We start from the raw sequence: 24,712 nt of genomic DNA, 5'->3' as shown, positions 1-24,712 counted from the left end.
ATGCTTGTGCTGTGGAATACCCTGATTGTGCTGGCGACCGTGGCGATAATGGAAGTGATAGCAACGCTGGCGCACAAGCACATCATGCATGGCTGGGGATGGGGATGGCACCTTTCACACCATGAACCGCGTACCGGCTGGTTCGAAGTCAACGACCTCTATGCTCTGCTCTTTGCCATGCTGGCGATCGCGCTGATCGCTATCGGCACCGCTGGCGTCTGGCCGCTACAGTGGATTGGCGCAGGCATGACGCTCTATGGCGCGCTCTACTTCATGGTGCATGATGGTCTGGTGCATCAGCGCTGGCCGTTTCGTTATATTCCCCGGCGCGGCTACCTGAGGAGGCTCTATATGGCGCACCGCCTGCATCATGCGGTACGCGGCAAAGCGGACTGCGTTTCGTTCGGCTTTCTTTATGCGCCGCCGCTGGAAAAATTACAGGCGACGCTGCGCGAATATAACCAGCGCAGAGCGCGAAAGATTAAGACGGAACCCCCGCATTACCCGATGTCCGATGCGGACGCTGCCAAAGATCGGGCAAACGCGGCGGCATCGACGCGACACGAGAACTGAGCGCCAGCCCCGCGCCCTTGATTAACAGAACAAGCTTCTCCGCACGGCTGGTGCCCTGGCGCTTATCCCAGGCACGCGGCCCGGCAGCGTTAACCTTGATCCCAATCTCCCGATATACGCCGTGCGCCGTGGCGATAGCCCAGGCGGAGCGCAGCGGCAAACCCGACAGCCCAAGCTGCGCCGAAGCGTAATAAGGCTCGGCGGCAGCCACCAGCCGCGCCGCCAGCCGCGCTAACGGCTCACGACAGGCGGGATCGGTTAGCTGCTGCGCCGTCAGCCCCTCCTCCGCCAGCCACTGCGCCGGTAAATAGCAGCGTCCTGCTTCAGCATCCTCGACAATATCGCGGGCGATATTGGTCAACTGAAACGCCAGCCCCAAATCGCAGGCGCGATCCAGCACCGCCTCATCGCGCACGCCCATCACTCGCGCCATCATCAACCCCACCACGCCCGCGACGTGATAGCAGTAGCGCAGCGTATCGGCGAACGTTTCATAATGCGTTTCGCGCACGTCCATTGCGAAGCCTTCCAGATGATCGAACGCCTGCTGCGGTGGAATAGCATGACGGGTCGCCACCTCCTGAAAAGCGGCGAAAGCCGGTTCCTGCATCTCCGCTCCGGCGAAAGCGCGCTGCGTCTCGGTTTTCAACATCGTCAGGCGCTGCGTTGCGCTGCCGCTCATCGCCGCCGCATTACGAAATCCCAGCGTCTGCCCATCGATCACATCATCGCAGTAGCGACACCAGGCGTAGAGCATCAGCGCGCTGCGCCGGGTGCGGGCGTCAAACAGCTTCGCGGCGGTGGCGAAACTCTTTGAGCCTGCCGCCATCGTCTCGGTTGCGTGATCCATCAGGGTGCTGTTCATTGGCTTAGCGTCTCCAGCATCAATCCTGCCGTCGCCTTTGCCGAACCAATGACGCCAGGAATTCCCGCTCCCGGATGGGTGCCCGCGCCAACCAGGTAAAGGTTAGGGATCTGGCTGTCGCGGTTATGCGGACGGAACCAGGCGCTCTGGCGCAGAATCGGCTCAATGGAAAACGCCGAACCGTGATGAGCGCTGAGCCGATCGCGAAAATCAAACGGCGTAAACATTCGCTGCGTTACCAGCTGGCTGCGCAGACCGGGCATATAGTGCTGTTCCAGATAGGCGAAAATACGGTCGCGCAGGCGCGGTCCCTCCACCGTCCAGTCAAGATTGGCAGTGCCGAGATGCGGCACCGGTGCCAGCACGTAATAGCTGCCACAGCCTGGCGGTGCCAGCGAGGGATCGGTTACGCAGGGCGCATGCAGGTAGAGGGAAAAATCCTCTGACAGCGTATCGCGATGAAAAATATCTTCAATCAGCGCTTTATAACGCGGGCCAAAGCAGACGGTATGATGCGCCAGCTGGCTGTGATGATGGTTCAGGCCAAAATAGAGGACGAACAGCGAGTTGCTCATCCGTTTCCGCTTCAGCGCCGTGGCACGCGCCGCGCCAGCTGGATGATGTCCCAGCAGTTTCTCATAGGTATGCACCACATCAGCGTTGGAGGCGACCGCCGCCGTTTCGATCAGGCGTCCGTCCGCCAGCCGCACGGCGCGAATCCGCGCGCCTTCCATCTCCAGCCGGTCAACCTGCGCATTCAGTTCCAGCATTCCGCCGAGATCCTGAAACAGCCGCACCAGCCCCTGCACCAGCGCACCGGTACCGCCGCGGGCAAACCAGACGCCCCACTCGCGTTCCAGCGCATGAATCAGCGTATAGATAGAGGAAGTGGCAAAGGGATTGCCGCCCACCAGCAGCGAGTGAAACGAAAATGCCTCACGCAGGCGCTCATCCTCAATAAATTTTGCCACCATGCTGTAAACGCTGCGCCATGCCTGCAAACGCGCCAGCTGCGGCCCGGCGCGCAACATATCGCGGAAAGAGAGAAAGGGCACCGTGCCCAGCTTCAGATAACCCTCTTTAAACACCGCCTGCGAGTAGGCGAGAAAGCGCCGGTAGCCTTCAACATCGCGTGGATTAAAGCGGCGGATCTGCTCTTCCAGCCGCGCCTGATCGTTGTCGTAATCGAATACCTGACCCGTCTCCCAGCAGAGGCGATAAAAAGGGGTGACCGGCAGCAGATCGACATAGTCAGACATGCGCTTACCCGCCAGCGTAAACAGCTCCTCGATGGCGCTGGGATCGGTAATCACCGTTGGGCCTGCGTCAAAAGTAAAGCCCCGATCCTGATAAACATAGGCGCGCCCGCCTGGCTTATCGCGCTGTTCCAGCAGCAAAACGGGAATGCCCGCCGCCTGTAAACGGATCGCTAAGGCCAGACCGCCGAAACCGGCACCAATTACTACGGTTTTATTCATCACTGAACGCTCGCAGCCGGGAAGATTGTTTCATTACGGCTCTGACGGCTTCACCCACCGGCACCGGCGGTTTGCCTGTCAGAATCCGCACCTTGTCAGCCAGCGTAAGCTGACCGGCGTAAAAGCGGGCAATTAACCCGTCATTTAATCCATAAAAACGCTGCATCACCTGCCAGCGCCTGTCGGCGCGCCCGGCCAGAAACAGCATGCGGTTAAGCACGCGAAAAAAGCGCTGATGCTGCCACTGCCCTATAGCGTAGTCGCGAATCATTGAAAACAGCGACTCTGCGGAGAAATCGTGCAGATCGGCAATCCGATCCGCCAGCGCGACGGCCTGCGGCAGCGAATATCCCGTAGTGGAGTGAAACAGCCCGGCCCGCAGTCCGCTGCACGGCTGGCCCGCCCGCTGTTGCCAGAAGGCGCGACAGTCGCCCGTCAGCGTAATCGGCAGATTGCCCTGCTCTTCCCGCAGCAGCTGCGCCAGCTGCCAGCCCTGCGCTGCCGCATACTCCGCGATCTGCTGTCGCGCCCGCGTGTGTTCCAGCGTGGCGCGATCGATATAGTGCGTATCTTCAATTAGCAGCTCAACGGGCGACAGCGGCAGCGTATAGACAAAACGATAGCCTGCCGACTGATCCACCGTGGCATCCATCAGCAGTGGGCGTGTCAGGCCGTGCGGCTCGCTCAGCCGCCACTGCTGGCCGAGAAACGCCTGTAGCCCGACCTGCAAGTGCGGGCTGGGTTGATAGCCACGTCCGTCAATCACCGCCGCCGCGTGCAGTTTTTCACCGTTTGCCAGCGTTACGTCGGTTGGGGTCAGGGCGCTGACCGCTGCGCCGCCGCGCAGGCTGTCGCCCAGCGCCTCGCCTAGCTGGCGGGCAAAATGCGCCGAGGTCATGCTCAGGTAGCCACCATCGAGCGTGCGTGTCAGCTCCGGAAAACACACGTCATAACCCGCCCAGCGGTGCGCCACCAGCGGTGCAAGCCAGTCATGCTGCGCGGGCGTAATATCGCCCTGATGAAATGACCAGGTGTGATTGCCGCCCGGCTGCGTTTCTGCTTCCAGCAACAGCACCCGCAGATGCGGCTGGCGCTGGCGTAGCCGCCAGGCGATAAGCCCGTTAGCCAGCCCGCCGCCGACAAGGATGACGTCCCATGATTGACGATGCATCATGATGCCGCCAGTACCGGATGCCGGGCGCACAGTGCCTGTTCGACAATATCCGCCGCCCGCCTGACGCCTCCGGCCTGATGTAGCTGCGTCTGCATCAGCACCAGCCGCTGGCGGTAGCTTTCGTCGCGAAGCAACGCATCCAGATGCGTAGCCAGCGTGCCGCTGCTGGCGAAACGGGAGGCACGCCGTCCAATGCCGCGATAAGCCACGCGAGCGGCAACGCCCGGCTGATCGAACGCCAATGGAATCGTCAGCATCGGCGTGGCGCTCGCTACCGCATCCATTACGGTATTTAACCCGCCGTGCGTAATCACCGCCTGCGCCTGGTGTAACATCGCGGGCTGATCGGCAAAATCGGTAACCTCAACGGTGCCGGGCACCGCCAGGCTGGTAGCCTGCGCAGCATTAAGCCCGCCGCAGTGCGCAATCACTAACCGCGTATCAAGGCGTTGGCAGGCGTGTGCAATAGTGCGAAACAGCGAATAGCGATGTCCCTGCAAGGTTCCCAGCGAGGCAAAAACCAGCGGCCTTTTCTGGGTTTCAGTACGCGGCGCAGAGCGCGTGGAGCTGGCGCGCAGCGGCCCAACGGCGTGAAAGTGCGGCGGGAGCTGACGGCGGGGGAAATCGAGTGCCGCCAGCGTCTGGCTGATTTGCGCCAGCGGCGAGAGGCATTCATGCAGCGCCCGCCGTTCACCAAGGCCAAAGGCGCGAGCGTGGCGCGCCAGCACCTCGCCGTGACACCGCATCAGCCAGTCATAGACTTTGCTGCTGGAGGCATAAAGTTTGCGGCTGCGCGCGCTACTGGCATAGCGAAAAGGCATCACCGGCAGCGGCAGATCCGGCTCGCGGTTTACCGGCAACGCGCAGGCTACCGAAACAAAAGGCAGGCCCAGCGCTTCCGCGACCAGGCCGCCCGCCGCCTCCATCTGATCGGCAATCACGCCATCGATGCCCGCCTGCTCCAGCGCCGCAGGCAGCTCGCGGCAGAGCATATCGGTGGTGTTTGCCAGATCGTTAATCAGCCGGAACAGCCCCGGCCCCGCAGGATGCGCGGTCAGGCGCAGCGTGCGCGCCAGGCTGCCCGGCGGATGGCTGCGTTCGCCCAGCGGATAAAAGGCGATACGCGTATCGCTCAGTAGCGCACCCGCCTCGGCCTGCTGCATAAAGGTGATGCGATGCCCACGCGCCATCAGCTGCTGCGCCAGCGCCTGTAGCGCCTGCACATGGCTGTAGAACGGCGGTGCGATAATCGCAAAGTGACTCATACCTCATCCCTGACGCGCAGCAATGTCGCCTGTCGCAGCGCACGCAGGCTGGCGCTGCCGGTACAGAAACAGGCGATCCTTAACTGTTCGATAATGACCTGAAAGTGAGCGATGACAGCCTCGCTGGAGGCGGTAGCGCTGCCAAGCACGCCTGCGGCCTGCCCAACCAGCGTCGCGCCGAGCCGCAGCGCTTTCGCCACGTCAATACCGTCCCGCACGCCGCCCGAAGCGATCAGCGGAATCTGCGGTAAATGTTGATGCAGAGAGAGCAGCGCCTCGGCGGTAGGAATCCCCCAGTCGGCAAAGGCCATCGCCACGGCGCGGGCGTGCGGCGTTGCGGCGCGCTCGCCCTCCACGGCTGCCCAGCTGGTGCCGCCAGCTCCCGCGACGTCCAGCATTGCCACGCCCACCTCCGCCAGCTGGCGCGCCGCCGGTACGGAAATACCGGCACCGACCTCTTTGACCACCACCGGCACCGGCAAGGCATCCACCGTCCGGGCAATCGCCGTCAGCACGCCGCGCCAGTCGCGATCGCCGCCGCTCTGTAGCGCTTCCTGTAACGGGTTAAGATGAATAATCAGCGCGTCCGCCTCGATCATGTCAACGGCGCGTCGTGCGTAGTCAATACCGTTACGCCCCGCAATCTGTGCGGCGCCGAGGTTAGCCAGCAGCAGGATATCGGGCGCGGTCTGGCGCAGCTCGCGGGTTAAGCCCCAGCTGTCATCGCTTTCCAGCGCTACCCGCTGCGAACCTACGCCCATCGCCAGCCCCAGCGTTTGCGCCGCCTCCGCCAGATGGCGATTAATCTCTCTGGCGCGGCTGGCTCCGCCGGTCATAGAACTGATCAGCAGCGGTGCCCGCAGCGCCTTGCCAAACAGCGCACTCCGCAAATCGATAGCATCCAGATCGAGCTCCGGCAGCGCGCAATGCTCAAAGCGCCACTGCTCGAAACCGGTACGCCGCGTATTCAGGGCGCTATTCAGTACGATATCCAGGTGATCGTTCTTACGTTGGGTCAGTTCCCGGTCCTTCATTCACGCTCCAGTAGAGATAGCATCCCGTGATAACCCGTTGTCCTGGCCAAACAGCGCCAGCTGCCTGTCAAACCATGCGTGCATAAAGCAGCGCGTGGCAACGCCCTGATGGCAGGCGCTGGCAAGATGTTCATCGGCGCTGCGTAGATGACTGCGCAGCCGCTGATGGACCGCCTCGGCTCCCAGCATCGCAACCAGCGTCGATTTGCCGTGATCTTTGTTGATATCTTTACCGGTGCCGCTCAGCCCATCGGTCAGATCGTCCAGCAGCTGGAACGCCTGCCCCAGATCCTGAGCGAAGTAGCGCAGCCGCTGTCGCGCCTGCGGCGGAGCGTCGGCAACGATGGCCGCCATTTGCAGCGTGGCATCAAACAGGCGGCTGGTTTTTAGTTCATTAGTGAGCAGAATGGCCTCTGGGCTACGCGCCTGACCACCCTCATTAAGATCGAGAAACTGGCCCTGCACCAGGCCCTGTAGCCCGACGGCACCGGAAAGCTCCGCCACCGCCTGAGTTTTACAGGCATGCGATAGCGACGGCGCCTCCGCCACCACGCCAAAAGCGCGGCTCAGCAGCGCCACGGCGGCAAGAATGGCGACGTTTTCGCCATACTGTCGGTGAATGGTGGGACGACCGCGGCGCAGCAGGGCGTTATCCATACAGGGAATATCATCAAGCATCAGCGAGGCGGCATGCACCATCTCCACCGCACAGGCGAGATCGATCAGGCCAGGCTGATCGGCACGGCAGCCGAGATCGCGCGCCGCCAGCACCAGCAGCAGCGGACGCACACGCTTGCCCGCCGCCAGCGTACCTTCACGCATCGCGCTATAAACCCGATCCTGCTGTTCACCGGTTGGCAATAGCTGATCCAGGCGAATTTGCAGCGCCTCGCGCAGCGTTCGCAGCTCATCTTCATGGTTGACGCCCCGATCGGCGTTGGCATTGATCATTACTGCCCCTGGTTCCTGGTCGTGGCTGTAGATACAGAAGATGCGGTAGCGCATGATGACGGCGATGGGAAAGCCGCAATGACTGTATTACGTTGATACCAAGGCAGAACTTTTGCTGAATGAACAATGGGTTGTCCGCGCCGGTTTCTGCCTTGTTATATTTGCAAAGCGTAGCGCAATATCCAGAAATTTCCTTTTATGCAGCGGTGTCGTCACAATTATTTACATGTAATTAACAACACTTACTGCACCAGCTGATGCAGCAGCAACATTACCTGCTGCACCTCCGCAGGCGTCAGCGCGCCATCTTTAGCAAAACGCACCCTTCCTGTGGGATCGAGCACCACCACGGCGGAACCGCCCGCCGACAGCTGCCAGGCGTTTCTGGCAGCTCCGCGTTCATCAATCACAAAGCGGGCTGCAGGGCTTTGCCGCTTGCTCTCTTGCAGGCTGCGACGTACAAACAGTGCGCTGCCGGGAATAGCGTCATCGGTATTAACGATGGTAATCAGGTGTAATTTATCGGTGGGGAAAGCGGCCTGGTGAATGGCATCGATAAGCGGCGCGTTCAGTGATTTCGCCGACAGGCGGCCCGCCATATGCAGCACGACGCCAGGCGTTCCGCTGAGCCGCGCGCTGTTCCAGCTCTGCCACGCTGGTTCTCCCTGTTGCAACAGCAGTTCGCCGCGATCCGCGATACCAACCGGCGCTACGCGCTGCCCGACAACAAAATTATGGCCTGAGGCCAGCAAGGGCAGCCCGCCCAGCATTAGCAGCAGCGCCGTACGCAGCGTCATTGTTCTCTCCATCGTCAGGAAGCCGCAGGCTGTCGCAGCGCGAGCCGCCTGTTACACAGTGAGATTCAGTATAAGCCGTTGCGTCAGCTTTGCTTTTCAGGAGAACAACGAGGCCGCGCAAAGCGGCCTGTTGTGAGGGATGGAGGGGAATAAATTAACGCTTGCCTGCCGGACGCTGGAACGCGGTGGCTTCGCGCCGCTGCGTTTTCAGCTCATCCAGCTTACCCGGTAAGGTTTTTTTTAACGCAAAGGTAGGACAGACCTCGACACAGGCTGGCCCGGCCTCGCGGGTAGCGCAGAGATCGCATTTAATAATGGAAAAGCCCTGCGTCTCCGGCGGCGACTCAATGGTTATCACGCCGAACGGACAGGCTACCATGCAGCTGAGACAGCCGATACAGCGCGAGGAGTCCGCCTCGACGGCGCGCTTGCCGCGCGTTAACGCGGCAGTCGGACAGGCGGAAACGCAGGGCGCGTTATCGCACTGGTGGCACATTACCGGAACGCTAACCTCGCTGAGCTTGTTAACCACCAGCCTTGGGTAGAAGTTAGCGTGATCCAGCGTTGCCTGCGATGAATGCGCCAGCGAGCAGGCGATTTCGCAGGTACGACAGCCGATGCACATATTGGCGTCGGCGAGGATAAATTCATTCATAGCGCCTCCGCCCGCGCTTTATTCACTTGCCCGCGCGGTGTTGCAAACTGGGTCAGCATATCGCGTGCCGCCTGACGTCCGGCAGCCATCGCCGTGACCACCAGATCGGCACCGTGTACCGCATCCCCACCGGCAAAGACTTTGTCATGACTGGTTTGCGTTTCCAGACGTCCGCTGCCACCGGTTTTGATTAAACCCCAGTCGTCGAAATCGACCCCGTAACCGCTCAGCCAAGGCATCGGGTGTGGCTGGAAGCCAAAGGCCATGATCAGCACATCGGCGGCCAGTTCAAACTCAGAGCCGACAATTGGCTGCGGACGTCGCCGTCCATCTTTGCCCGGTTCGCCAAGACGGGTACGGATCAGCCCGATGCCGCTGACTTCGCCCGCTTTGTTCAGGGCGATATACTGCGGCTGGACGTTAAACAGGAATTCGACGCCCTCTTCACGCGCGTTGGTCACCTCTTTTTTCGAGCCAGGCATGCTCGCTTCATCGCGACGATAGGCGCAGGTAACGTTAGCCGCTTCGCGACGAATCGCGGTACGCACGCAGTCCATCGCGGTATCGCCGCCGCCCAGTACCACCACCTGTTTGCCTTTTACATCAATCCACGGATATTCCGCCACATCCTCCAGCCCCATCACGCGGCGGGTGCTGGCAATCAGGAACGGCAGCGCCTGCGTCGCGCCCGGCGCGGTTTCATGCTCCAGACCCGCCTTCATCAGGCTGTAGGTGCCGACGCCGAGGAATACCGCATCGTATTCGTTAATCAGCTCGCTGAACGACTTATCTTTGCCAATTTCGCAGTTCAGGTGGAAGTTAATGCCCATATGGTTGAAGACTTCGCGACGCTGGCTCATCAGCTGTTTGTCCAGCTTAAACGGCGGGATGCCAAAGGTGAGCAGACCCCCGATTTCCGGATGGCGATCGAACACGTCAACCTTCACGCCCGCACGCGCCAGGATATCGGCGCAGCCCAGTCCGGCAGGCCCGGCACCGATCACCGCTACCCGTTCAGGACGTGGTTCAACCGGGCCAACTTCAGGACGCCAGCCCATCTGGAAAGCGGTATCGGTGATGTAGCGTTCCAGATTGCCGATGGTGACCGAACCGCTGCGATCTTTCAGCGTACAGTTCCCTTCACATAGACGATCCTGCGGACAGACTCGACCACAGATTTCCGGCAGCGTACTGGTTTGATGGCACAGTTCCGCCGCCTCGATAATTTTGCCCTCTTCTACCAGCTCGATAAAATCGGGGATGGCGTTATGCAGCGGGCAGCGCCAGTTACACCAGGCTTTGCTGGCGCAATAGAGGCAGCGCGAACTTTCCATATGCGCCTGCTGCTCGTCCAGCCCCTGATAGATTTCGTCAAAGTTGGTTTTACGCTGTTCCGCTGGCAGCTTAATAGCGCCTTTGCGTGTCGGTTTGTCCAGCAGACGCGCGCTGCGCTGGCCGCTGACGTTAACGCTGTAGTTGCCGGTGGCGGTCGCCTCCTGACGTTCCCGACGCAGTGAGAGAAGCGTTTCCTCATCCATCAGGCGCAGCGCCTGGGTAGGACAGTTCACCACGCAGGCATTCTCTCCTGATGGATGATGCTCACAGAGATCGCATTTCTGTGCCAGCAAGGTGCCGCTGTCGGAGACCGGCACCATATCGATCGCGCCGAACGGACAGGCAACGACACAGTTTTTGCAGCCAATACAGAGGTTTTGTTCAAGACGGACCTGGTTATCGGCAAAGCTCAGTGCCGCAACGGGGCAGCTGGCAACGCAGGGAGCATCGTTACAATGGCGACAGGTGGTGGCAATGCTCTCACTACCGCGGAATATGACTCGAATGCGTGGAATAAATTCGCTGTGGCTGGCAGGCCAGCTATCGTCGTTATGCGCTACGGCGCAGGCCACTTCACATGCGTGGCAACCAATGCATTCCCGCATATCGGCTACAATAAAATTATTCATTTAGCTTCCTTTATATCTTCACGTCATTGCGAACAGCGATCAAAAAAGCTATCGCTGAAAGAAGTTTGTTCTGGTTATCTTGTCTCTCACCGCTATTAATGCAGCAAACATACACATTTTTCATAATTGCGAAGTGAGGATGCTAATTTGTGAGGAATTTCAAATTTCCCGCTAACAATGTTCCTTCAGCCCGCCTTTTTCTTCTCATCCCATTTTCTCACTTTGATAAAAGTGCGTCATAGTGAAAATCATTTTTCTGCTTTATTTTTCACCGTATTTCTGCATTTTAACCACGCTTTTTGTCGTTCCTCACACTCTATTTGATCAATATGGTGTTTTTTATTTCCTGGCATAACGCTTGCTTGGAGAAACCTATTTCGTGTGAGCCACTCCGAACTCCATTTCTAGGGAGAGCAAGTCAATGGGAACCACCATAGTAGGCAGTGAAGTGCCGCGCAGCGACGGCATGGCGAAGGTTAAAGGTCTGGCGATTTATGGCGATGATCTGAAGCTGAAAAATATGCTATACGGCGTTTGCCGTTATTCAGATATTGCCGCTGGATACATAAAAGATATCGATCTTTCCGAAGCCGAAAAAGTACCCGGTGTCGTGCGTATCGCTACCTGGAAAGATATTCCTGGCGAGAAACAGATCGGCGTTGTTATGCCCGATTATCCACCGATTATCGATCGTGAAATTGCCTTTACCGGTGACGTTATCGCCGTTGTCGCGGCAGAAACCTATGAGGCAGCCTGTATTGCCGCAGAGAAAATAAAGGTCACCTACGAACCCTGTAAGCCGATTACATCTCCGGCAGAAGCGCTCCGTCCCGGCGCTCGTCTTATTCATAAAGACAGAAAAGATAATATTATCGTCCACCATCACACAATAAAAGGTGATGTCGACGCCGGATTCGCCAACTGTACACATATTTTTGAACGCGAGTATGAAGTAGGTTTCCAGGAGCACGGTTATATCGAGCCGGAATCCATTACCACCTGCTACGACGCTAACGAACAGATTATGACTGTTTATGGTTCTATCCAGAACGCGCACCGTGTACGTGGTTTCGTTGCGCGCTATCTTGGCCTGCCGCAGTCAAAAGTTAACGTCAAACGCTCGATTCTCGGCGGCTCTTTTGGCGGTAAAGATGACATCATCGACCACCTCTCCTGCCGTGCAGCGCTGATGACCTGGCTGACCTCACGTCCGGTGAAAATCACCTATAACCGCGAACAGTCGATGCGCGAAAGCTACAAGCGCCACCCTTACACCATGAAGTACAAGATCGGTCTGGACGACGATGCCCGCATCCAGGCGATCAAAATTGATATCCTGGCCGACGGCGGCAGCTATGCCGGACAGACTGCGTTTGTGACCTGGCGTAGTTCGGTGCAGGCAGCTGGCCCGTACAATATCCCTAACGTGCGCATCGACGTTACCGGTGTGTACACTAACAACAACTACACCTCCGCCTATCGCGGCTTCGGCGCACCGCAGGTTATTTTCGCCAACGAAGGCCTGATGGATGAAGTAGCCGAAGCGCTGGGCCTTTCACCTGTTGAGCTACGCGTACGCAATATCCTGCGCCAGAACGATATCAGCATCGCCGGTCAGCCGATGACCGACCATACCGTCTCCGCCGAAGAGGTGATGTTTAAAGCGATCGGCAAGGCGGAATTTATTGCCAAACGTGAACACTACGCGAAATTAAACGCCGCTGGCGGCCCGGTGAAACACGGTATCGGCTTCGCCATCAGCCACCGTGGTTGCTCGCTGGGTGCTGAAGGCCTCGACGCCTCCTCCGCGCTGATTCAGATCAACGCCGATGGCAGCGTAAATATTTCTACCTCCGTATCTGAGAATGGTCAGGGCCTGCAAACCACCATGTCGCTTATCGCCGCCGAGGCGTTTGGCATCGGTCTGGATCAGGTCAGCTTCACGGAACCGGCCACCGCGATGATCGCCGATGGCGGTTCTACCGTCGCCTCGCGTGGTACGCTGATGGGCGGCCAGGCGATTCTGAGCGCGGCTAACGTGCTGAAAAAACGCATCACCGACGCCCTGACCGAACAGCTGGATATCAAAGATCCGGAAGAGTTGATTTGGGAAAACGGCAAAGTCTTTAACCGCCGTCACCCCTATAACCGTATCACCTTCGAGCAGGCGGTCACCATTACCAAAGCCACCGGCGCTAACCTCTCCGCCTACGGCTGGCACGTTGCCCCCGATATTCACTGGGACGAAGAAAAAGGCACCGGTAACCCCTATTTCACCTGGGTGTATGGCTGTCAGATCGCCGATATCTCCGTCGATACCCGTACCGGTAAAATTCAGGTGAACCACGTCACGGCGGTACATGACGTTGGTAAGGTGATTAACAAAGTTGGTTTCGAAGGCCAGGTCTGCGGCGGCGTTGCGCAGGGTATGATCGGCTACGGCATGCTGGAAGAGTTCAATATCGAACAGGGCGAAGTGAAATCCGAGAACTTCGATACCTATCTGATGCCGACCATTAAAGATATGCCGTCGCTCGATATCGTGGCGGTAGAAAATCACGATAAAGCCGGGCCGTTCGGTGCGAAAGTGCTGGGTGAGCCGGTGCTGGAGCTGGGCGCGGCGGCACTGAACAACGCCCTCAGCTTCGCTATTGGCCGCCGTAACTACGCCATCCCGATGACGCTGGAACAGGTGAAACTGGGCTACGCGCTGAAAAAACCGGAACGCCAGAGTGAAGCCATGCTGGAATCCGGCGAGAAAAAACAGGTGCTGCGCCTGAATACGCTTCAGGTTCAACGCGCCACCTCGCTGAATGAAGCGCTCGCTATGCTGGCAGACGGCACCGCACGTCCTATTGCTGGCGGTACGGATGTGCTGGTACAGGCCCGTCTGGCAAGCGCCCCGCTGCCGCTGGTCGATATTTCCAGCGTGCCGGAACTGAAAGTGATTGAGATGACTCAGGAAGGCGGCTTGCGCATCGGCGCTGGCGTCTGCTTCAGCGACCTGACGGCGCAAAGCACGGTTCAGGAAATGTATCCGCTGCTGGTCACCGCCTGTAATACCATCGGCTCTTTGCAGCTGCGTAACCGCGCCACCATCGGCGGTAACATCGTAAACGCCGCGCCCTGCGCCGACTCGGTGCCGCCGCTGGTGATCTACGACGCCGAGGTGGAAATTCAGCATCACAACCGCGCCCAGCCAGCGTATGCCGCTGAGCAAATTCATCACCGGCGGCTACCGCACGGCGCTGAATCCGGGCGATCTACTGACTGCGGTTATTCTGCCGCCGCCTTACCGCAACAGCCGTCTGCAACAGCGCTACCTGCAACTGGGACGACGCAACGCGCTGAACATCACCCGTCAGAGCATTACCGGTCAGTTCGTGCTGGATGAAGCTGGCTCGCTGATCTACTGCCGTCTGGTGGATGGTGCGCTGTTCAGCAAGCCGCAGCGTCTGATGCCGCTGGAAAACGCGCTGATTGGACGTCGTCTGGATGAGGCGATGATTAAAGAAGCTGAGGATATCCTCAAACAAATGCTGGATGAGGCAATCGGCAAACGCTGGTCCGCGGCTTACAAAGTCCCGGTAGGCGTAGAAATGCTTTCGCAGATGTTGCAGGAAGCGCTGGCCGAAAACCACTAACGGGAGACCCATAATGAATCGTATTGAACTAAAAGTGAATGGCATCCGTGTTCAGCGTGAAGTGGCGGATAATCTCCGCCTTATCGACCTGCTGCGTGAAGATCTTGAACTGACCGGCACCAAAGAAGGGTGTTCCGTGGGTGAATGCGGTGCCTGTACCATCATTATGAACGGCAAAGCAGTCTGCTCCTGTCTGCTGCTGGCCGCACAGTGCGACGGTGCGGAAATCGTCACGGTGGAAGCGCTACAGCACGATAAGGTCGGACAGAAACTGCAAAATGCCTTTGTACGTCACGGCGGCGTACAGTGCGGCTTCTGTACTCCCGGCGTGTTGATGAGCGCCAAGGCGCTGCTGGATCACCATCCGCAGCCCAACGACGATCAGATCAAGGAAGCGCTGGAAGGTAACCTGTGCCGCTGCACCGGCTATATTCCGATTATCAAGTCTATTAAAGCGGTGCTGGAAAACGCCTGATAAAACGGACGCAGGAGGATGTTATGAAGCAGTGTTTGATGTTGGCGGCGGGGCTTTCTTCACGCATGGGTCAATGGAAAATGCTGCTTCCCTGGGGCGAGGGTACGGTGCTGGATAGCGCGCTGCGCAATGCCCTGGGCTTCTGCGATCGGGTCATCCTGGTTACGGGCCATCGCGGTGAAGAGCTTCATCAGCGCTACGCCGACGATACCCGTATTCTGTTGTGTCATAACGCCAGTTATACCCGCGGTATGTTCTCCTCGGTGCGCTGTGGCGCAGCCGAACTGATGCCCGGCCCTTTCTTTATGGTACCGGGCGATATGCCGCTGATCCCCACGCCGGTCTATGCCGAACTCTGGCAACAGCGCAGCGACGACTGCTGTCTGGTGCCGGAATATGAAGGCGGATTTGGTCATCCGGTTCTGCTGCCTGCCGCTATGCGTGACGCTGTTCTGGCGGCCTCCGATGACGATAATCTCAAGCAGCTGATCCAGGCTAAAGGGCGACGCCCGATAGCGGTGCCGACCGCATCGATCCACTGGGATCTCGATACCCCGGCACAGTATCAGGCGCTTTCCTTACAGCTTAACGCTAGCCCAGACCATACTTCTTGATTTTGCGATAGAGCGTCGCCACGCCGATCCCCAGTTCATCAGCAATCTGCTTCTTATTACGGGTGCGCATCAGCGCCTCTTCAATCAACGTTTTCTCCACCGTCCTGAGATTAGCCACGTTATCTGAATCGTTGCTCGCCAGCGCCGTCGGCTCCGCCGCTGCGGTACAAGTGGTCACAGGCGCGTTTGTCACCTCACGCGGCTGCCAGATCGAATGGTATACCGGCGGCAGTAATGAGCTGTCGATGACCGCGCCATCAGGCACCACGTTGATCAGGTATTCTACCAGGTTGCTCAATTCACGTACGTTACCCGGCCAGCGCCAGGCGGAGAGCAGTCGCAGCACTTCAGAACTGATGCTGGAAGGCTGATGGCCGATACGTTGCGCATGGCTAATCAAAAAGTGGTTCAGCAACAGTTCGACATCGCCTTCACGCTCGCGCAGCGGCGGTAAGAACAGCGGAATAACGTTGAGGCGATAGTAAAGGTCTTCACGGAACTCGCCACGTTCGACTTTTTCCTGGAGGTTTTGATGCGTCGCAGAAACGATACGAATATCTACCGGAATCGCCTGGCTGGCCCCAATCGGCATTACTTCGCGGCTCTCCAGCGCACGCAGTAAACGCGCCTGTAACGCCAGCGGCATATCGCCGATTTCATCAAGGAACAGCGTGCCGCTGTTCGCCAGTTGAATCAGCCCTTTTTTACCGCCCGGTGCCGCGCCGGTAAAAGCGCCTTTGGCATAGCCAAACAGCTCGCTCTCCAGCAGATTCTCCGGGATAGCCGCACAGTTGATCGCCACAAAGGGTTTGTCGTGACGTTTGCTCAGGCGATGGATAGCGCGTGCAACCACCTCTTTACCGGTGCCGCTTTCACCAAGAATCATGACGCTGGAGGGGCTGGAAGCGATACGTCCGATTAACGATTTCAGCTTGCGCATCGCCGTGGATTCGCCCAGCAGATCTTTAATTATCGGCAGATTATCATAAGGCAGCGCCGCATTTGCGGGCTGATGATGACAGGTAGAAAGCAGCAGCATAGATTCATTACCGCGATCGTACCAGCGTCCGCGTAACTGCCAGCATGTTTCATCCAGACAGAATGTAAATAGCTGCTCGTCATTCTCTGTGGAGCAAGGAGTAATTAACGCTGAAGCAAGCGACATTTCACCGTTTAAATTAAGCTGTGACCGTGCGCTGGCATTGATAAAAGTAATATTGAGATGTTCGTCAAATATAATAACGCCCTGATTAATATTATTTGCCAGAAAGAGTAAGAAAGGATCACGTTGGTTATCTTTACGTTGAAAACTTAATATATTAGCAACCAGTAACGTAGAGATGTGACGAATATATTCAATAAATACGCTGGTATGTTCACGCAAATGTTGTAACTGCTCGCTGGTGACCGCTACCAGGCTGATCACACCAAGACAGTACTGCTGGTGAATAATCGGCACGCCGACAAAACCCCGCTCCTGACAGCTTTCCCGCTGGGTACAGGCCAGGCAGAGCGTATTCTTGCGCGAATCAAACACCACGACTTCCCGTTGTTTTTCAAGCACCTCTTCCAGTAGCAACGTGTTGCTCTTCGGCACCTCGCCCAGCTGTTTGCCGTAAATGCCGGTTCCGGCGATGCGGCGAAACTGGTTATCAACGACCTCAACTTCCAGGTGCAGCACGTTCGACAGCAGGCTGACAAAATGCTGAACAGTTTTCTGGATAAGCATTAACGTGGAGACAGAACTGTAAGCAGGAGGTAAAGCGGTTAACCGACCGGAATATTCCATTTTCTCTCTCATTTTGATAACAGCGCTATTTTTTCTCATTTTGAACCCTCCTTGTTTTCACACAGGGAGTGGGTTCCCTATCTGATAAGTGAGATTACTCTGCTACGGCAATAAAAAAATATGACAGGGGCCACATAATTCAGCCTGATAGCAAGACTGGCACAAAACTTGTTTATTCCTGAACAGCACGCTCTTCCATTCACGGAAAAAGCGCATTCCGTCAGCCGGATTCCACTGTTAGTGTTCGAAAGGGACATGAATAATGAACGAAATAAACCATCTGCTTGATATCATCCGTAATAAGAAATCTGCCCTACATCAAAAAGACTTTTTACTGACCTGGGAACAGAGCCGTGACGAGCTGGAACAGGTACTTTATCTGGCCGAAGCGCTGAAACAGATGCGCGCTGGTAATATTGATACGCGCGTATTCAACAACGGTTTAGGCATTTCTCTGTTCCGCGATAACTCTACGCGTACCCGCTTCTCTTATGCTTCAGCGCTGGACCTGCTGGGCCTGACCCAACAGGACCTGGATGAAGGCAAATCACAAATCGCTCACGGTGAAACCGTACGTGAAACCGCCAACATGATCTCCTTCTGTGCCGAAGCGATCGGTATCCGCGACGATATGTATCTCGGCGCGGGCAACGCCTATATGCGTGAAGTCGGTGAAGCGCTGGACGAAGGCTATAAAGAAGGCGTGCTGCCGCAGCGTCCGGCTATCGTTAACCTGCAATGTGATATCGACCACCCGACTCAGGCAATGGCCGACCTGGCCTGGCTGAAAGAACATTTCGGCTCGCTGGAAAACCTGAAAGGCAAAAAAATCGCCATGACCTGGGCCTATTCACCCAGCTACGGTAAACCGCTTTCTGTACCGCAGGGCATCATCGGTCTGATGACCCGCTTCGGTATGGATGTCACCCTTGCTCATCCGGAAGGCTACAACCTGCTGCCGGAAGTGCTGGACGTGGCGAAAAACAACGCATCAGCCTCCGGCGGCTCTTTCCGTCAGGTTGCTTCAATGGAAGAAGCGTTCCAGGGCGCGGATATCGTTTATCCGAAATCCTGGGCACCGTGGCAGATCATGCAACAGCGTACCGAACTGCTGCGCCAGAACGATCACGCCGGTCTGAAATCTCTGGAACAGACCTGCCTGGCAGAAAACGCCCGTCACAAAAACTGGCACTGCACCGAAGAGATGATGGCCCGCACCAAAAACGGCAGCGCGCTTTACATGCACTGCCTGCCTGCGGATATCACCGGCGTCTCCTGCCAGCACGGTGAAGTCGAAGCCAGCGTCTTCGAACGCTATCGCATCCCTACCTACAAAGAAGCGAGCTGGAAACCCTGGATTATCGCCGCAATGATTCTGGCGCGTAAATTCGAAAATCCGGCAGAGATCCTGGCAGGACGCGTTAAAGCTGCTGTTCCGCGCATCTACAAATAATCTGACGCGCCGCCGCAGCCCGCCGGGCGGCTCGTACCCGGCGCGGCTGCCATCGTTCCTGTCATAAGGAGATATGTATGTCTCAGTTTGAACTCAGTATGCAGATTGCGGATAACGCCAATCTGCATCCGCAGCGCGATGCGGTGTTTAACACCGATGCGGCCCGTCAGGCGCGTCGTTTCCATCGCACGCTTGCTGGCTATCAGCCGACGCCGATGTATGCGCTGGATGATTTTGCCCGCCTGCTTGGTATTCACAAGGTGCTGGTGAAAGATGAGTCTCAGCGCTTTGAACTCAACGCGTTCAAGATGCTCGGCGGTACTTGGGCGATGGCACAGCTGCTGTGCAAAATCTGGAAAATGGATATCAACACCTTTTCCTTCGACGATTTCCGCAAGCAGAACCGTGAACAGCTGACTTTTGCTACCACCACCGATGGCAACCACGGTCGTGGCGTTGCCTGGGCGGCGAAGGCGCTGGGCCAGAAAGCAGTGATTTATATGCCGAAAGGTTCCGCTGCCGCGCGCGTGAAGCACATCACCGATCTCGGCGCTGAATGTATCGTCACTGAAATGAACTATGACGACACCGTGCGCCTGACCCTACAGCATGCCCAGCAGAATGGCTGGCATATGGTGCAGGACACCGCCTGGGAAGGTTACGAAGAAGTCCCGACCTGGATTATGCACGGTTACTCCACGCTGGCTGACGAAGCTGCCGAACAGATTGCAGAGATGGGCTGCGGCGCGCCGACGCACGTCTTCTTACAGGCTGGCGTAGGCGCGATGGCGGGCGGCGTGCTCGGCTATCTGGTGGATCGCTACGGTCCGGGCGCTCTGCACGCCATCGTCGTGGAACCCGATCGCGCTGACTGCATGTACCGTTCCGGCGTGAAAGGCAGCCTGGTCAACGTCGGCGGTGAAATGAACACCATTATGGCCGGTCTGGCCTGCGGCGAACCTAACCCGCTGGGCTGGCCGCTGCTGCGCGACAACGTGAACCAGTTTATCTCCTGCGAAGATCGCGTGGCCGCGCTGGGTATGCGCGTGCTGGGCAACCCTGCCGGTAACGACGCACGCATTATTTCCGGTGAATCCGGTGCCGTCGGCATGGGCGTACTGGCAGCAATACTTCATCACCCTCAGCGTCAGGCGCTGATGGACAAACTCAAGCTCACGCCGCAGTCACGCGTGTTGATCATCAGTACCGAAGGCGATACCGATCCGCAGCACTATCGTGAAGTGGTATGGGAAGGCAAAGACGGAATTTCACATTAATTAACGAGGAAAACACCATGGCTAAAACGATTCCCTACAGCGAAATTTTGAAACAGGCCCAGCGTTATCAGCCCGAAATGGTCCGTTTCCTGCGCGATATGATCGCTATCCCCAGCGAAAGCTGCGACGAAAAACGCGTGATTCACCGCATCAAAGAAGAAATGGAAAAAGTGGGTTTTGATAAGGTGGAGATCGACCCGATGGGCAACGTGCTGGGCTACGTTGGCCACGGCCCGCGCCTGCTGGCAATGGACGCCCATATCGATACCGTTGGCGTCGGCAACATGAACAACTGGAAATTCGATCCCTACAAAGGGATGGAAGATGATGAAGTGATCGGCGGACGCGGCGCGTCTGACCAGGAAGGCGGCATGGCCTCAATGGTTTACGCCGGTAAGATCATCAAAGATCTTGGCCTGGAAGATGAATATACGTTGCTGGTTACCGGTACCGTACAGGAAGAAGACTGCGACGGCCTCTGCTGGCAGTACATCATCGAACAGTCCAACATTCGCCCGGAATTTGTGGTCAGTACCGAACCGACCGATTGCCGTATCTATCGTGGCCATCGCGGACGTATGGAAATTCGCGTGGAAGTTGAAGGGGTGAGCTGCCACGGCTCTGCACCAGAACGCGGCGACAACGCTATCTTCAAAATGGCTCCGATCCTGACTGAACTGCAAGACCTGGCGGGCCACCTGGGCGACGATCCGTTCCTCGGCAAAGGTACGCTGACCGTTTCTGAAATCTTCTTTACCTCTCCCAGCCGCTGCGCCGTTGCTGACAGCTGCGCGGTCTCTATCGACCGCCGTCTGACCTGGGGCGAAACCTGGGAAGGCGCACTGGAAGAGATCCGTGCGCTGCCGGCAGTGAAAGCCGCCAAAGCGAAAGTTTCTCTGTATCAATACGATCGTCCGTCATGGACCGGCCTGACCTATCCGACCGAGTGCTACTTCCCGACCTGGAAAGTAGAAGAAGATCACTTCACGGTGAGATCGCTTAGCGCCGCTTATCAGGGCCTGTTCAATAAAGATCCGGTAGTCGACAAATGGACCTTCTCTACCAACGGGGTTTCCATCATGGGACGCCACGGTATTCCGGTTGTCGGTTTCGGCCCGGGTAAAGAACCTGAAGCGCACGCGCCGAATGAAAAAACCTGGAAATCTCACCTGGTCACCTGCGCCGCCATGTATGCCGCCATTCCTCTGGCCTGGCTGCAACAGACACAGAAATAAGTTGTGATAAAGGGGCACCGCCCGGTGCCCCAGGAGTAAGCCTATGTCTACGCTGATTAAAGGCGGCACGCTGGTAGATGAGGTGCGGGAATATCGTTGCGATCTGCTGATAGAGCGGGAGAAAATTGTCAGGATCGAGGCCGATATTTCCCCCTCCGTCGCCAGTCAGGTGATCGATGCCACCAATCTGTTGGTGATGCCCGGCGGCATTGACGTCCACACCCACTTTAATATCAATGTCGGTATTGCCAAAAGCTGCGACGATTTTTATACCGGAACGCGCGCCGCGGCCTGTGGCGGCACCACCACTATTGTCGACCATATGGGTTTCGGGCCGGAAGGCTGTAACCTGCATCATCAGCTGGAACAATATCATCATGACGCACGCGGACAGGCGGTAATCGATTACAGCTTCCACGGTGTGGTTCAGCATGTGGATGAGGCGATACTCGATGAACTGGCCTCGATGGTGCACGATGAAGGTATCAGCAGCTTTAAATTTTATCTTACCTACAAATACCATCTTAACGACGGCGATACGCTGCGCCTGCTGAAACGCCTGAAAGAAGTCGGCGCGCTGGCGACGGTGCATCCCGAAAATGACGCGGTCATTGCGGATAACCGCAGCCGTTTTATCCGCGAAGGCAAAGGCGCACCTATCTGGCACGCACTCAGCCGCCCGGCGGAATGCGAAGCCGAAGCCATTGCGCGCAGTATTAACCTCGCCTGGCTGGCGGGCGACGCGCCGCTCTATATCGTTCATCTCTCCAACGGTCTGGGTATGGATTACATCAAACTGGCGAAAGAGCGTCGTCAGTCAGTATGGATGGAAACCTGCCCGCAGTATCTGCTGTTGGATATTAATCACTATCACCGTCCCGACGGGCTGAAGTTTGTGCTTAGCCCGCCGCTGCGTCCGCACAGCGATCTCGATCGCCTGTGGACCGGCATCAGCGACGGCAGCATTGATACGGTTGCAACCGATCACTGCACCTTCCGCTATGCGTTACGTCAGGAGATGGCCGCCAACGATTTTACCCGTTGTCCAAACGGCCTGCCGGGCGTGGAGAACCGGATGGCGCTGCTGTTCTCTGAGGGCGTGATGAAGGGGCGCATCAGCCCTTCCCGCTTTGTGGCGCTCACCAGCGCTAACCCGGCGCGGCTGTTCGGCATGTGGCCGCAAAAAGGGAGCTTAATTCCCGGCAGCGACGCCGATCTGGTGCTGTTCGATCCACAGTGCAACAAAACCATCCACCATGCCGATCTGCATGACAATGGGGATTATTCGCCCTGGGAAGATTTCGACTGCCAGGGCTGGCCGGTGATGACTATCTCAAGAGGCGAGATCGTCTGGCGTGACGGGCAATTCTGCGGCAAAGCCGGTCACGGACGCTTTCTGCGCCGTAAACCCTTTATTCAAGGTAATCAGGGAGTCAGTAAATGAGCAAAAGAATCGTTCTGGCACTGGGCGGCAACGCGCTGGGCAAAGGACTGGAAAAACAGATGCAGGCGGTGCGCGCTACCGCTCAGGCGATTGCCGATCTGATCGAAGCGGGACATGAACTGGTTATTACGCACGGCAACGGGCCGCAGGTGGGGATGATCCACCAGGCGTTTGAAGCCGCCGCGCACAGCTCCGAGCAATATTCCGTGCTGCCGATGTCGGTCTGCGTGGCGTTGAGCCAGGGCTACATTGGCTATGATTTACAGAACGTACTGCGCGAAACGCTACTGAAGCGCGGCATCAAGAAAAATGTGGTATCGCTGATTACCCAGGTGCGCGTTGATGAGAACGATCACGCCTTCAAAATGCCCGATAAGCCGATCGGTTCTTTCTTAAGCGAAGAGGTCGCACGTAAGCTGATCCAGCAAAACATCGCGGTCAAAGAGGATTCAGGACGCGGCTGGCGTCGTGTGATCGCATCGCCGGAACCGAAAGAAATTATTGAAATCGATGCGGTGAAATCGCTGCTCGATGCCGGACAGGTACCGGTAACGGTCGGCGGCGGCGGTATTCCGGTGGTTGCCGAGGGTAATCATCTGAAAGGCGTCAGCGCGGTGATCGATAAAGATCGCGCCAGTGCGGTGCTGGCCCGCGATATCGATGCCGATATGCTGGTGATCCTGACGGCGGTGGAAAAAGTGGCGGTCAACTTCAATACGCCGCAGCAGAAATGGCTGGATCGTATGACGCCGGAAGAAGCCCGCCACTATATTGCTGAAGGGCAATTCGCGCCGGGCTCCATGCTACCGAAAGTGGAAGCGGCGTTGGCCTTTGCCGAATCCCGCCCCGGCAGGAAGGCGCTGATTACCCTACTGGAACGCGCCGGCGACGGCATTAATGGACGCACCGGCACGATTATCGGCTAGCGTTTTATCAGGCGAGGCTCCGAATTGCCGGGGTCTCGCTGTCACGATTAATAACGATATTTTGCGGTGCCGTTTCGCCGGTCCGCGCCAGCATAATCAGCTCACCAATAATACTTACCGCAATTTCCGTCGGGGTTTCCGCCCCAATCTTCAGCCCCAGCGGGGAATGCAGCCGGGCAACCTGCTCTTCATTCAGCCCATGTTCCTGACGCAGCCAGTGACGCAGATGATGCGCCTTGCGCTTGCTCGCCAACAGACCCAGATAGCGCAGCGGCAGATTAATCGTCTGGCTGAGCGCTTCGCGATCTTCATGGTTGGTGGCGATAACCACATAGCTGTGCTTATCCAGGCCAAGCTGCGGCACAATTGCCTCATAGTTCTCGCCCTGCACGCGGCGACAGACGGCGGGCAGTTCAGGGTGCTCCAGATTAGCAGGCCAGGTATCCGCCACCGTGACGACGAAATCGAGCGCTACCGCCATCTTAGCCACTTCCCGGTTAACGTGTCCGCCACCCAGCAGAAACAGCGCCGGACGCCGGGGCCAGACCGCAATATGCACGGTGACCGCACCGCCGCAGTCCGAGCCCACCGCATTCTCGCCCTGGCGCGCCAGCCTGGCCTCAAACAGCCGGGAAGTGCCCTGTTCGATAGCTTCATGGGCCGCATCAATCGCCAGCCTTTCCACCATACCTCCGCCAATCGTTCCTTCGATTTCTCCCTGTTCGGTAACCACCATCGCCGCGCTGTGACGCGGTGCTGAACCCCGACTATCGATAATTTGCAGCAGTGCAAAAGCAATATTTTGCGCTTCGAGACGTGCGAGCGTAGTGAATAAAGACATAATGCGTTCCCCTTAATGTGGAATTCCTGCCTTTTTACAAGCAACTCTTATGCCGTTTCGTTATTGCCTCGCTCACGGGTCTCTCAACGTAAATATTTTCTCATTTTTTTCATTTTGATAATCGGTGAATCACCCTGACACGCTATTCGCGCGCCGCTTCGCTCGGGATGCGAAACAGATCACCTTTCACGCGCTAAAGTCGCCGCGTTACGGGGAGTGGCCTGGAAGTTGCTTTATCTCCGCTGCGGTTTTTCCGAC

General features: G+C 57.5%; 19 protein-coding genes and 1 pseudogene. 9 read left to right on the top strand and 11 right to left on the bottom strand.

Annotated features, from left to right (window positions below; genetic code table 11):
* Entirely contained in the window at window positions 1-573 is a 573-nt protein-coding gene (locus tag C7M51_RS21060) for a sterol desaturase family protein (RefSeq protein ID WP_160623413.1), read from the top strand.
* On the opposite strand, the gene crtB is transcribed toward C7M51_RS21060, so the two are convergent.
* The 9 genes from crtB to ygfT form a co-directional block, all read right to left on the bottom strand.
* Window positions 482-1,438 (bottom strand): 15-cis-phytoene synthase CrtB, encoded by a 957-nt coding sequence (gene crtB / locus C7M51_RS21055; RefSeq protein WP_160623412.1) that lies wholly within the window; start codon window positions 1,436-1,438, stop codon window positions 482-484. The genes C7M51_RS21060 and crtB overlap by 92 nt on opposite strands.
* Entirely contained in the window at window positions 1,435-2,916 is a 1,482-nt protein-coding gene (locus C7M51_RS21050; protein ID WP_160623411.1) for a phytoene desaturase, read from the bottom strand. The genes crtB and C7M51_RS21050 overlap by 4 nt, the downstream gene beginning before the upstream one ends.
* Window positions 2,909-4,087 (bottom strand): lycopene beta-cyclase CrtY, encoded by a 1,179-nt coding sequence (gene crtY, locus C7M51_RS21045; RefSeq protein WP_160623728.1) that lies wholly within the window; start codon window positions 4,085-4,087, stop codon window positions 2,909-2,911. Before crtY ends, C7M51_RS21050 begins: the two co-directional genes overlap by 8 nt.
* Window positions 4,087-5,355, bottom strand: coding sequence for a glycosyltransferase (locus C7M51_RS21040; RefSeq protein WP_160623410.1), 1,269 nt, complete (start codon window positions 5,353-5,355; stop codon window positions 4,087-4,089). Before C7M51_RS21040 ends, crtY begins: the two co-directional genes overlap by 1 nt.
* A complete protein-coding gene (gene fni / locus C7M51_RS21035; RefSeq protein ID WP_160623409.1) occupies window positions 5,352-6,389 on the bottom strand; it encodes a type 2 isopentenyl-diphosphate Delta-isomerase in 1,038 nt (345 codons plus the stop codon). Before fni ends, C7M51_RS21040 begins: the two co-directional genes overlap by 4 nt.
* The gene (locus C7M51_RS21030) at window positions 6,390-7,337 is read right to left on the bottom strand and encodes a polyprenyl synthetase family protein (RefSeq protein ID WP_160623727.1); all 948 of its coding nucleotides are present in this window, start codon (window positions 7,335-7,337) and stop codon (window positions 6,390-6,392) included.
* A gap of 245 nt (window positions 7,338-7,582) precedes the next feature.
* Entirely contained in the window at window positions 7,583-8,137 is a 555-nt protein-coding gene (locus C7M51_RS21025) for a YtfJ family protein (protein WP_160623408.1), read from the bottom strand.
* A 154-nt stretch (window positions 8,138-8,291) separates the two neighbouring features.
* Window positions 8,292-8,792, bottom strand: coding sequence for a 4Fe-4S dicluster domain-containing protein (locus C7M51_RS21020; protein ID WP_160623407.1), 501 nt, complete (start codon window positions 8,790-8,792; stop codon window positions 8,292-8,294).
* Complete coding sequence (gene ygfT, locus C7M51_RS21015) at window positions 8,789-10,756, bottom strand: formate-dependent uric acid utilization protein YgfT (RefSeq protein ID WP_160623406.1); 1,968 nt, start codon at window positions 10,754-10,756, stop codon at window positions 8,789-8,791. The genes C7M51_RS21020 and ygfT overlap by 4 nt, the downstream gene beginning before the upstream one ends.
* A gap of 421 nt (window positions 10,757-11,177) precedes the next feature.
* On the opposite strand from ygfT, the pseudogene C7M51_RS21010 reads away from it, so the two are divergent.
* From C7M51_RS21010 to C7M51_RS21000, 3 genes and pseudogenes are all read left to right on the top strand, one after another.
* Window positions 11,178-14,400 (top strand): annotated as a pseudogene (locus C7M51_RS21010) (molybdopterin cofactor-binding domain-containing protein).
* 13 nt (window positions 14,401-14,413) lie between these two features.
* Window positions 14,414-14,875: a (2Fe-2S)-binding protein gene (locus C7M51_RS21005; RefSeq protein ID WP_160623405.1), complete on the top strand. Its 462-nt coding sequence runs from the start codon at window positions 14,414-14,416 to the stop codon at window positions 14,873-14,875.
* Window positions 14,876-14,898: 23 nt separating this feature from the next.
* Window positions 14,899-15,489: an NTP transferase domain-containing protein gene (locus tag C7M51_RS21000; RefSeq protein ID WP_160623404.1), complete on the top strand. Its 591-nt coding sequence runs from the start codon at window positions 14,899-14,901 to the stop codon at window positions 15,487-15,489.
* Here the strand turns inward: C7M51_RS21000 and C7M51_RS20995 are convergent.
* Window positions 15,467-17,218 carry a sigma 54-interacting transcriptional regulator gene (locus tag C7M51_RS20995; protein WP_160623726.1) on the bottom strand — a complete coding sequence of 584 codons (1,752 nt, stop codon included), beginning with the start codon at window positions 17,216-17,218 and terminating at the stop codon, window positions 15,467-15,469. The genes C7M51_RS21000 and C7M51_RS20995 overlap by 23 nt on opposite strands.
* Window positions 17,219-17,540: 322 nt before the next feature.
* Between C7M51_RS20995 and ygeW the strand changes: the two genes are divergently transcribed.
* The 5 genes from ygeW to arcC all read left to right on the top strand — a co-directional run bounded on the left by ygeW (window position 17,541) and on the right by arcC (window position 23,613).
* Window positions 17,541-18,731, top strand: coding sequence for a knotted carbamoyltransferase YgeW (ygeW, locus tag C7M51_RS20990; protein WP_160623403.1), 1,191 nt, complete (start codon window positions 17,541-17,543; stop codon window positions 18,729-18,731).
* A gap of 77 nt (window positions 18,732-18,808) precedes the next feature.
* Complete coding sequence (gene dpaL / locus C7M51_RS20985) at window positions 18,809-20,008, top strand: diaminopropionate ammonia-lyase (protein WP_160623402.1); 1,200 nt, start codon at window positions 18,809-18,811, stop codon at window positions 20,006-20,008.
* Window positions 20,009-20,025: 17 nt separating this feature from the next.
* Window positions 20,026-21,243 (top strand): YgeY family selenium metabolism-linked hydrolase, encoded by a 1,218-nt coding sequence (locus C7M51_RS20980; RefSeq protein ID WP_160623401.1) that lies wholly within the window; start codon window positions 20,026-20,028, stop codon window positions 21,241-21,243.
* Window positions 21,244-21,286: 43 nt separating this feature from the next.
* Window positions 21,287-22,687 (top strand): dihydropyrimidinase, encoded by a 1,401-nt coding sequence (hydA, locus tag C7M51_RS20975; RefSeq protein WP_160623400.1) that lies wholly within the window; start codon window positions 21,287-21,289, stop codon window positions 22,685-22,687.
* Window positions 22,684-23,613 (top strand): carbamate kinase, encoded by a 930-nt coding sequence (arcC, locus tag C7M51_RS20970; RefSeq protein ID WP_160623399.1) that lies wholly within the window; start codon window positions 22,684-22,686, stop codon window positions 23,611-23,613. The genes hydA and arcC overlap by 4 nt, the downstream gene beginning before the upstream one ends.
* 7 nt (window positions 23,614-23,620) lie before the next feature.
* Here arcC and C7M51_RS20965 read toward each other — a convergent pair whose 3' ends face one another.
* Window positions 23,621-24,454: an XdhC family protein gene (locus tag C7M51_RS20965; RefSeq protein WP_160623398.1), complete on the bottom strand. Its 834-nt coding sequence runs from the start codon at window positions 24,452-24,454 to the stop codon at window positions 23,621-23,623.
* Between the last annotated feature and the right edge of the window lie 258 nt (window positions 24,455-24,712).

The organism is Mixta intestinalis (genome assembly GCF_009914055.1).
GTDB classification, from domain to species: domain Bacteria; phylum Pseudomonadota; class Gammaproteobacteria; order Enterobacterales; family Enterobacteriaceae; genus Mixta; species Mixta intestinalis.
This window is presented reverse-complemented; position numbering and strand designations above follow the sequence as displayed.

Excerpts from the sequence above, each read along its gene's own strand:
- arcC (WP_160623399.1), top strand. The coding sequence starts at position 22,684 with ATGAGCAAAAGAATCGTTCTGGCACTGGGCGGCAACGCGCTGGGCAAA.
- ygfT (WP_160623406.1), bottom strand. The coding sequence starts at position 10,756 with ATGAATAATTTTATTGTAGCCGATATGCGGGAATGCATTGGTTGCCAC.
- C7M51_RS20980 (WP_160623401.1), top strand. The coding sequence starts at position 20,026 with ATGGCTAAAACGATTCCCTACAGCGAAATTTTGAAACAGGCCCAGCGT.
- C7M51_RS21060 (WP_160623413.1), top strand. The coding sequence starts at position 1 with ATGCTTGTGCTGTGGAATACCCTGATTGTGCTGGCGACCGTGGCGATA.
- C7M51_RS21005 (WP_160623405.1), top strand. The coding sequence starts at position 14,414 with ATGAATCGTATTGAACTAAAAGTGAATGGCATCCGTGTTCAGCGTGAA.
- C7M51_RS21050 (WP_160623411.1), bottom strand. The coding sequence starts at position 2,916 with ATGAATAAAACCGTAGTAATTGGTGCCGGTTTCGGCGGTCTGGCCTTA.
- hydA (WP_160623400.1), top strand. The coding sequence starts at position 21,287 with ATGTCTACGCTGATTAAAGGCGGCACGCTGGTAGATGAGGTGCGGGAA.
- fni (WP_160623409.1), bottom strand. The coding sequence starts at position 6,389 with ATGAAGGACCGGGAACTGACCCAACGTAAGAACGATCACCTGGATATC.
- dpaL (WP_160623402.1), top strand. The coding sequence starts at position 18,809 with ATGTCTCAGTTTGAACTCAGTATGCAGATTGCGGATAACGCCAATCTG.
- ygeW (WP_160623403.1), top strand. The coding sequence starts at position 17,541 with ATGAACGAAATAAACCATCTGCTTGATATCATCCGTAATAAGAAATCT.
- C7M51_RS21025 (WP_160623408.1), bottom strand. The coding sequence starts at position 8,137 with ATGACGCTGCGTACGGCGCTGCTGCTAATGCTGGGCGGGCTGCCCTTG.
- C7M51_RS21040 (WP_160623410.1), bottom strand. The coding sequence starts at position 5,355 with ATGAGTCACTTTGCGATTATCGCACCGCCGTTCTACAGCCATGTGCAG.
- crtY (WP_160623728.1), bottom strand. The coding sequence starts at position 4,087 with ATGCATCGTCAATCATGGGACGTCATCCTTGTCGGCGGCGGGCTGGCT.
- crtB (WP_160623412.1), bottom strand. The coding sequence starts at position 1,438 with ATGAACAGCACCCTGATGGATCACGCAACCGAGACGATGGCGGCAGGC.
- C7M51_RS20995 (WP_160623726.1), bottom strand. The coding sequence starts at position 17,218 with ATGCTTATCCAGAAAACTGTTCAGCATTTTGTCAGCCTGCTGTCGAAC.
- C7M51_RS21020 (WP_160623407.1), bottom strand. The coding sequence starts at position 8,792 with ATGAATGAATTTATCCTCGCCGACGCCAATATGTGCATCGGCTGTCGT.
- C7M51_RS20965 (WP_160623398.1), bottom strand. The coding sequence starts at position 24,454 with ATGTCTTTATTCACTACGCTCGCACGTCTCGAAGCGCAAAATATTGCT.
- C7M51_RS21000 (WP_160623404.1), top strand. The coding sequence starts at position 14,899 with ATGAAGCAGTGTTTGATGTTGGCGGCGGGGCTTTCTTCACGCATGGGT.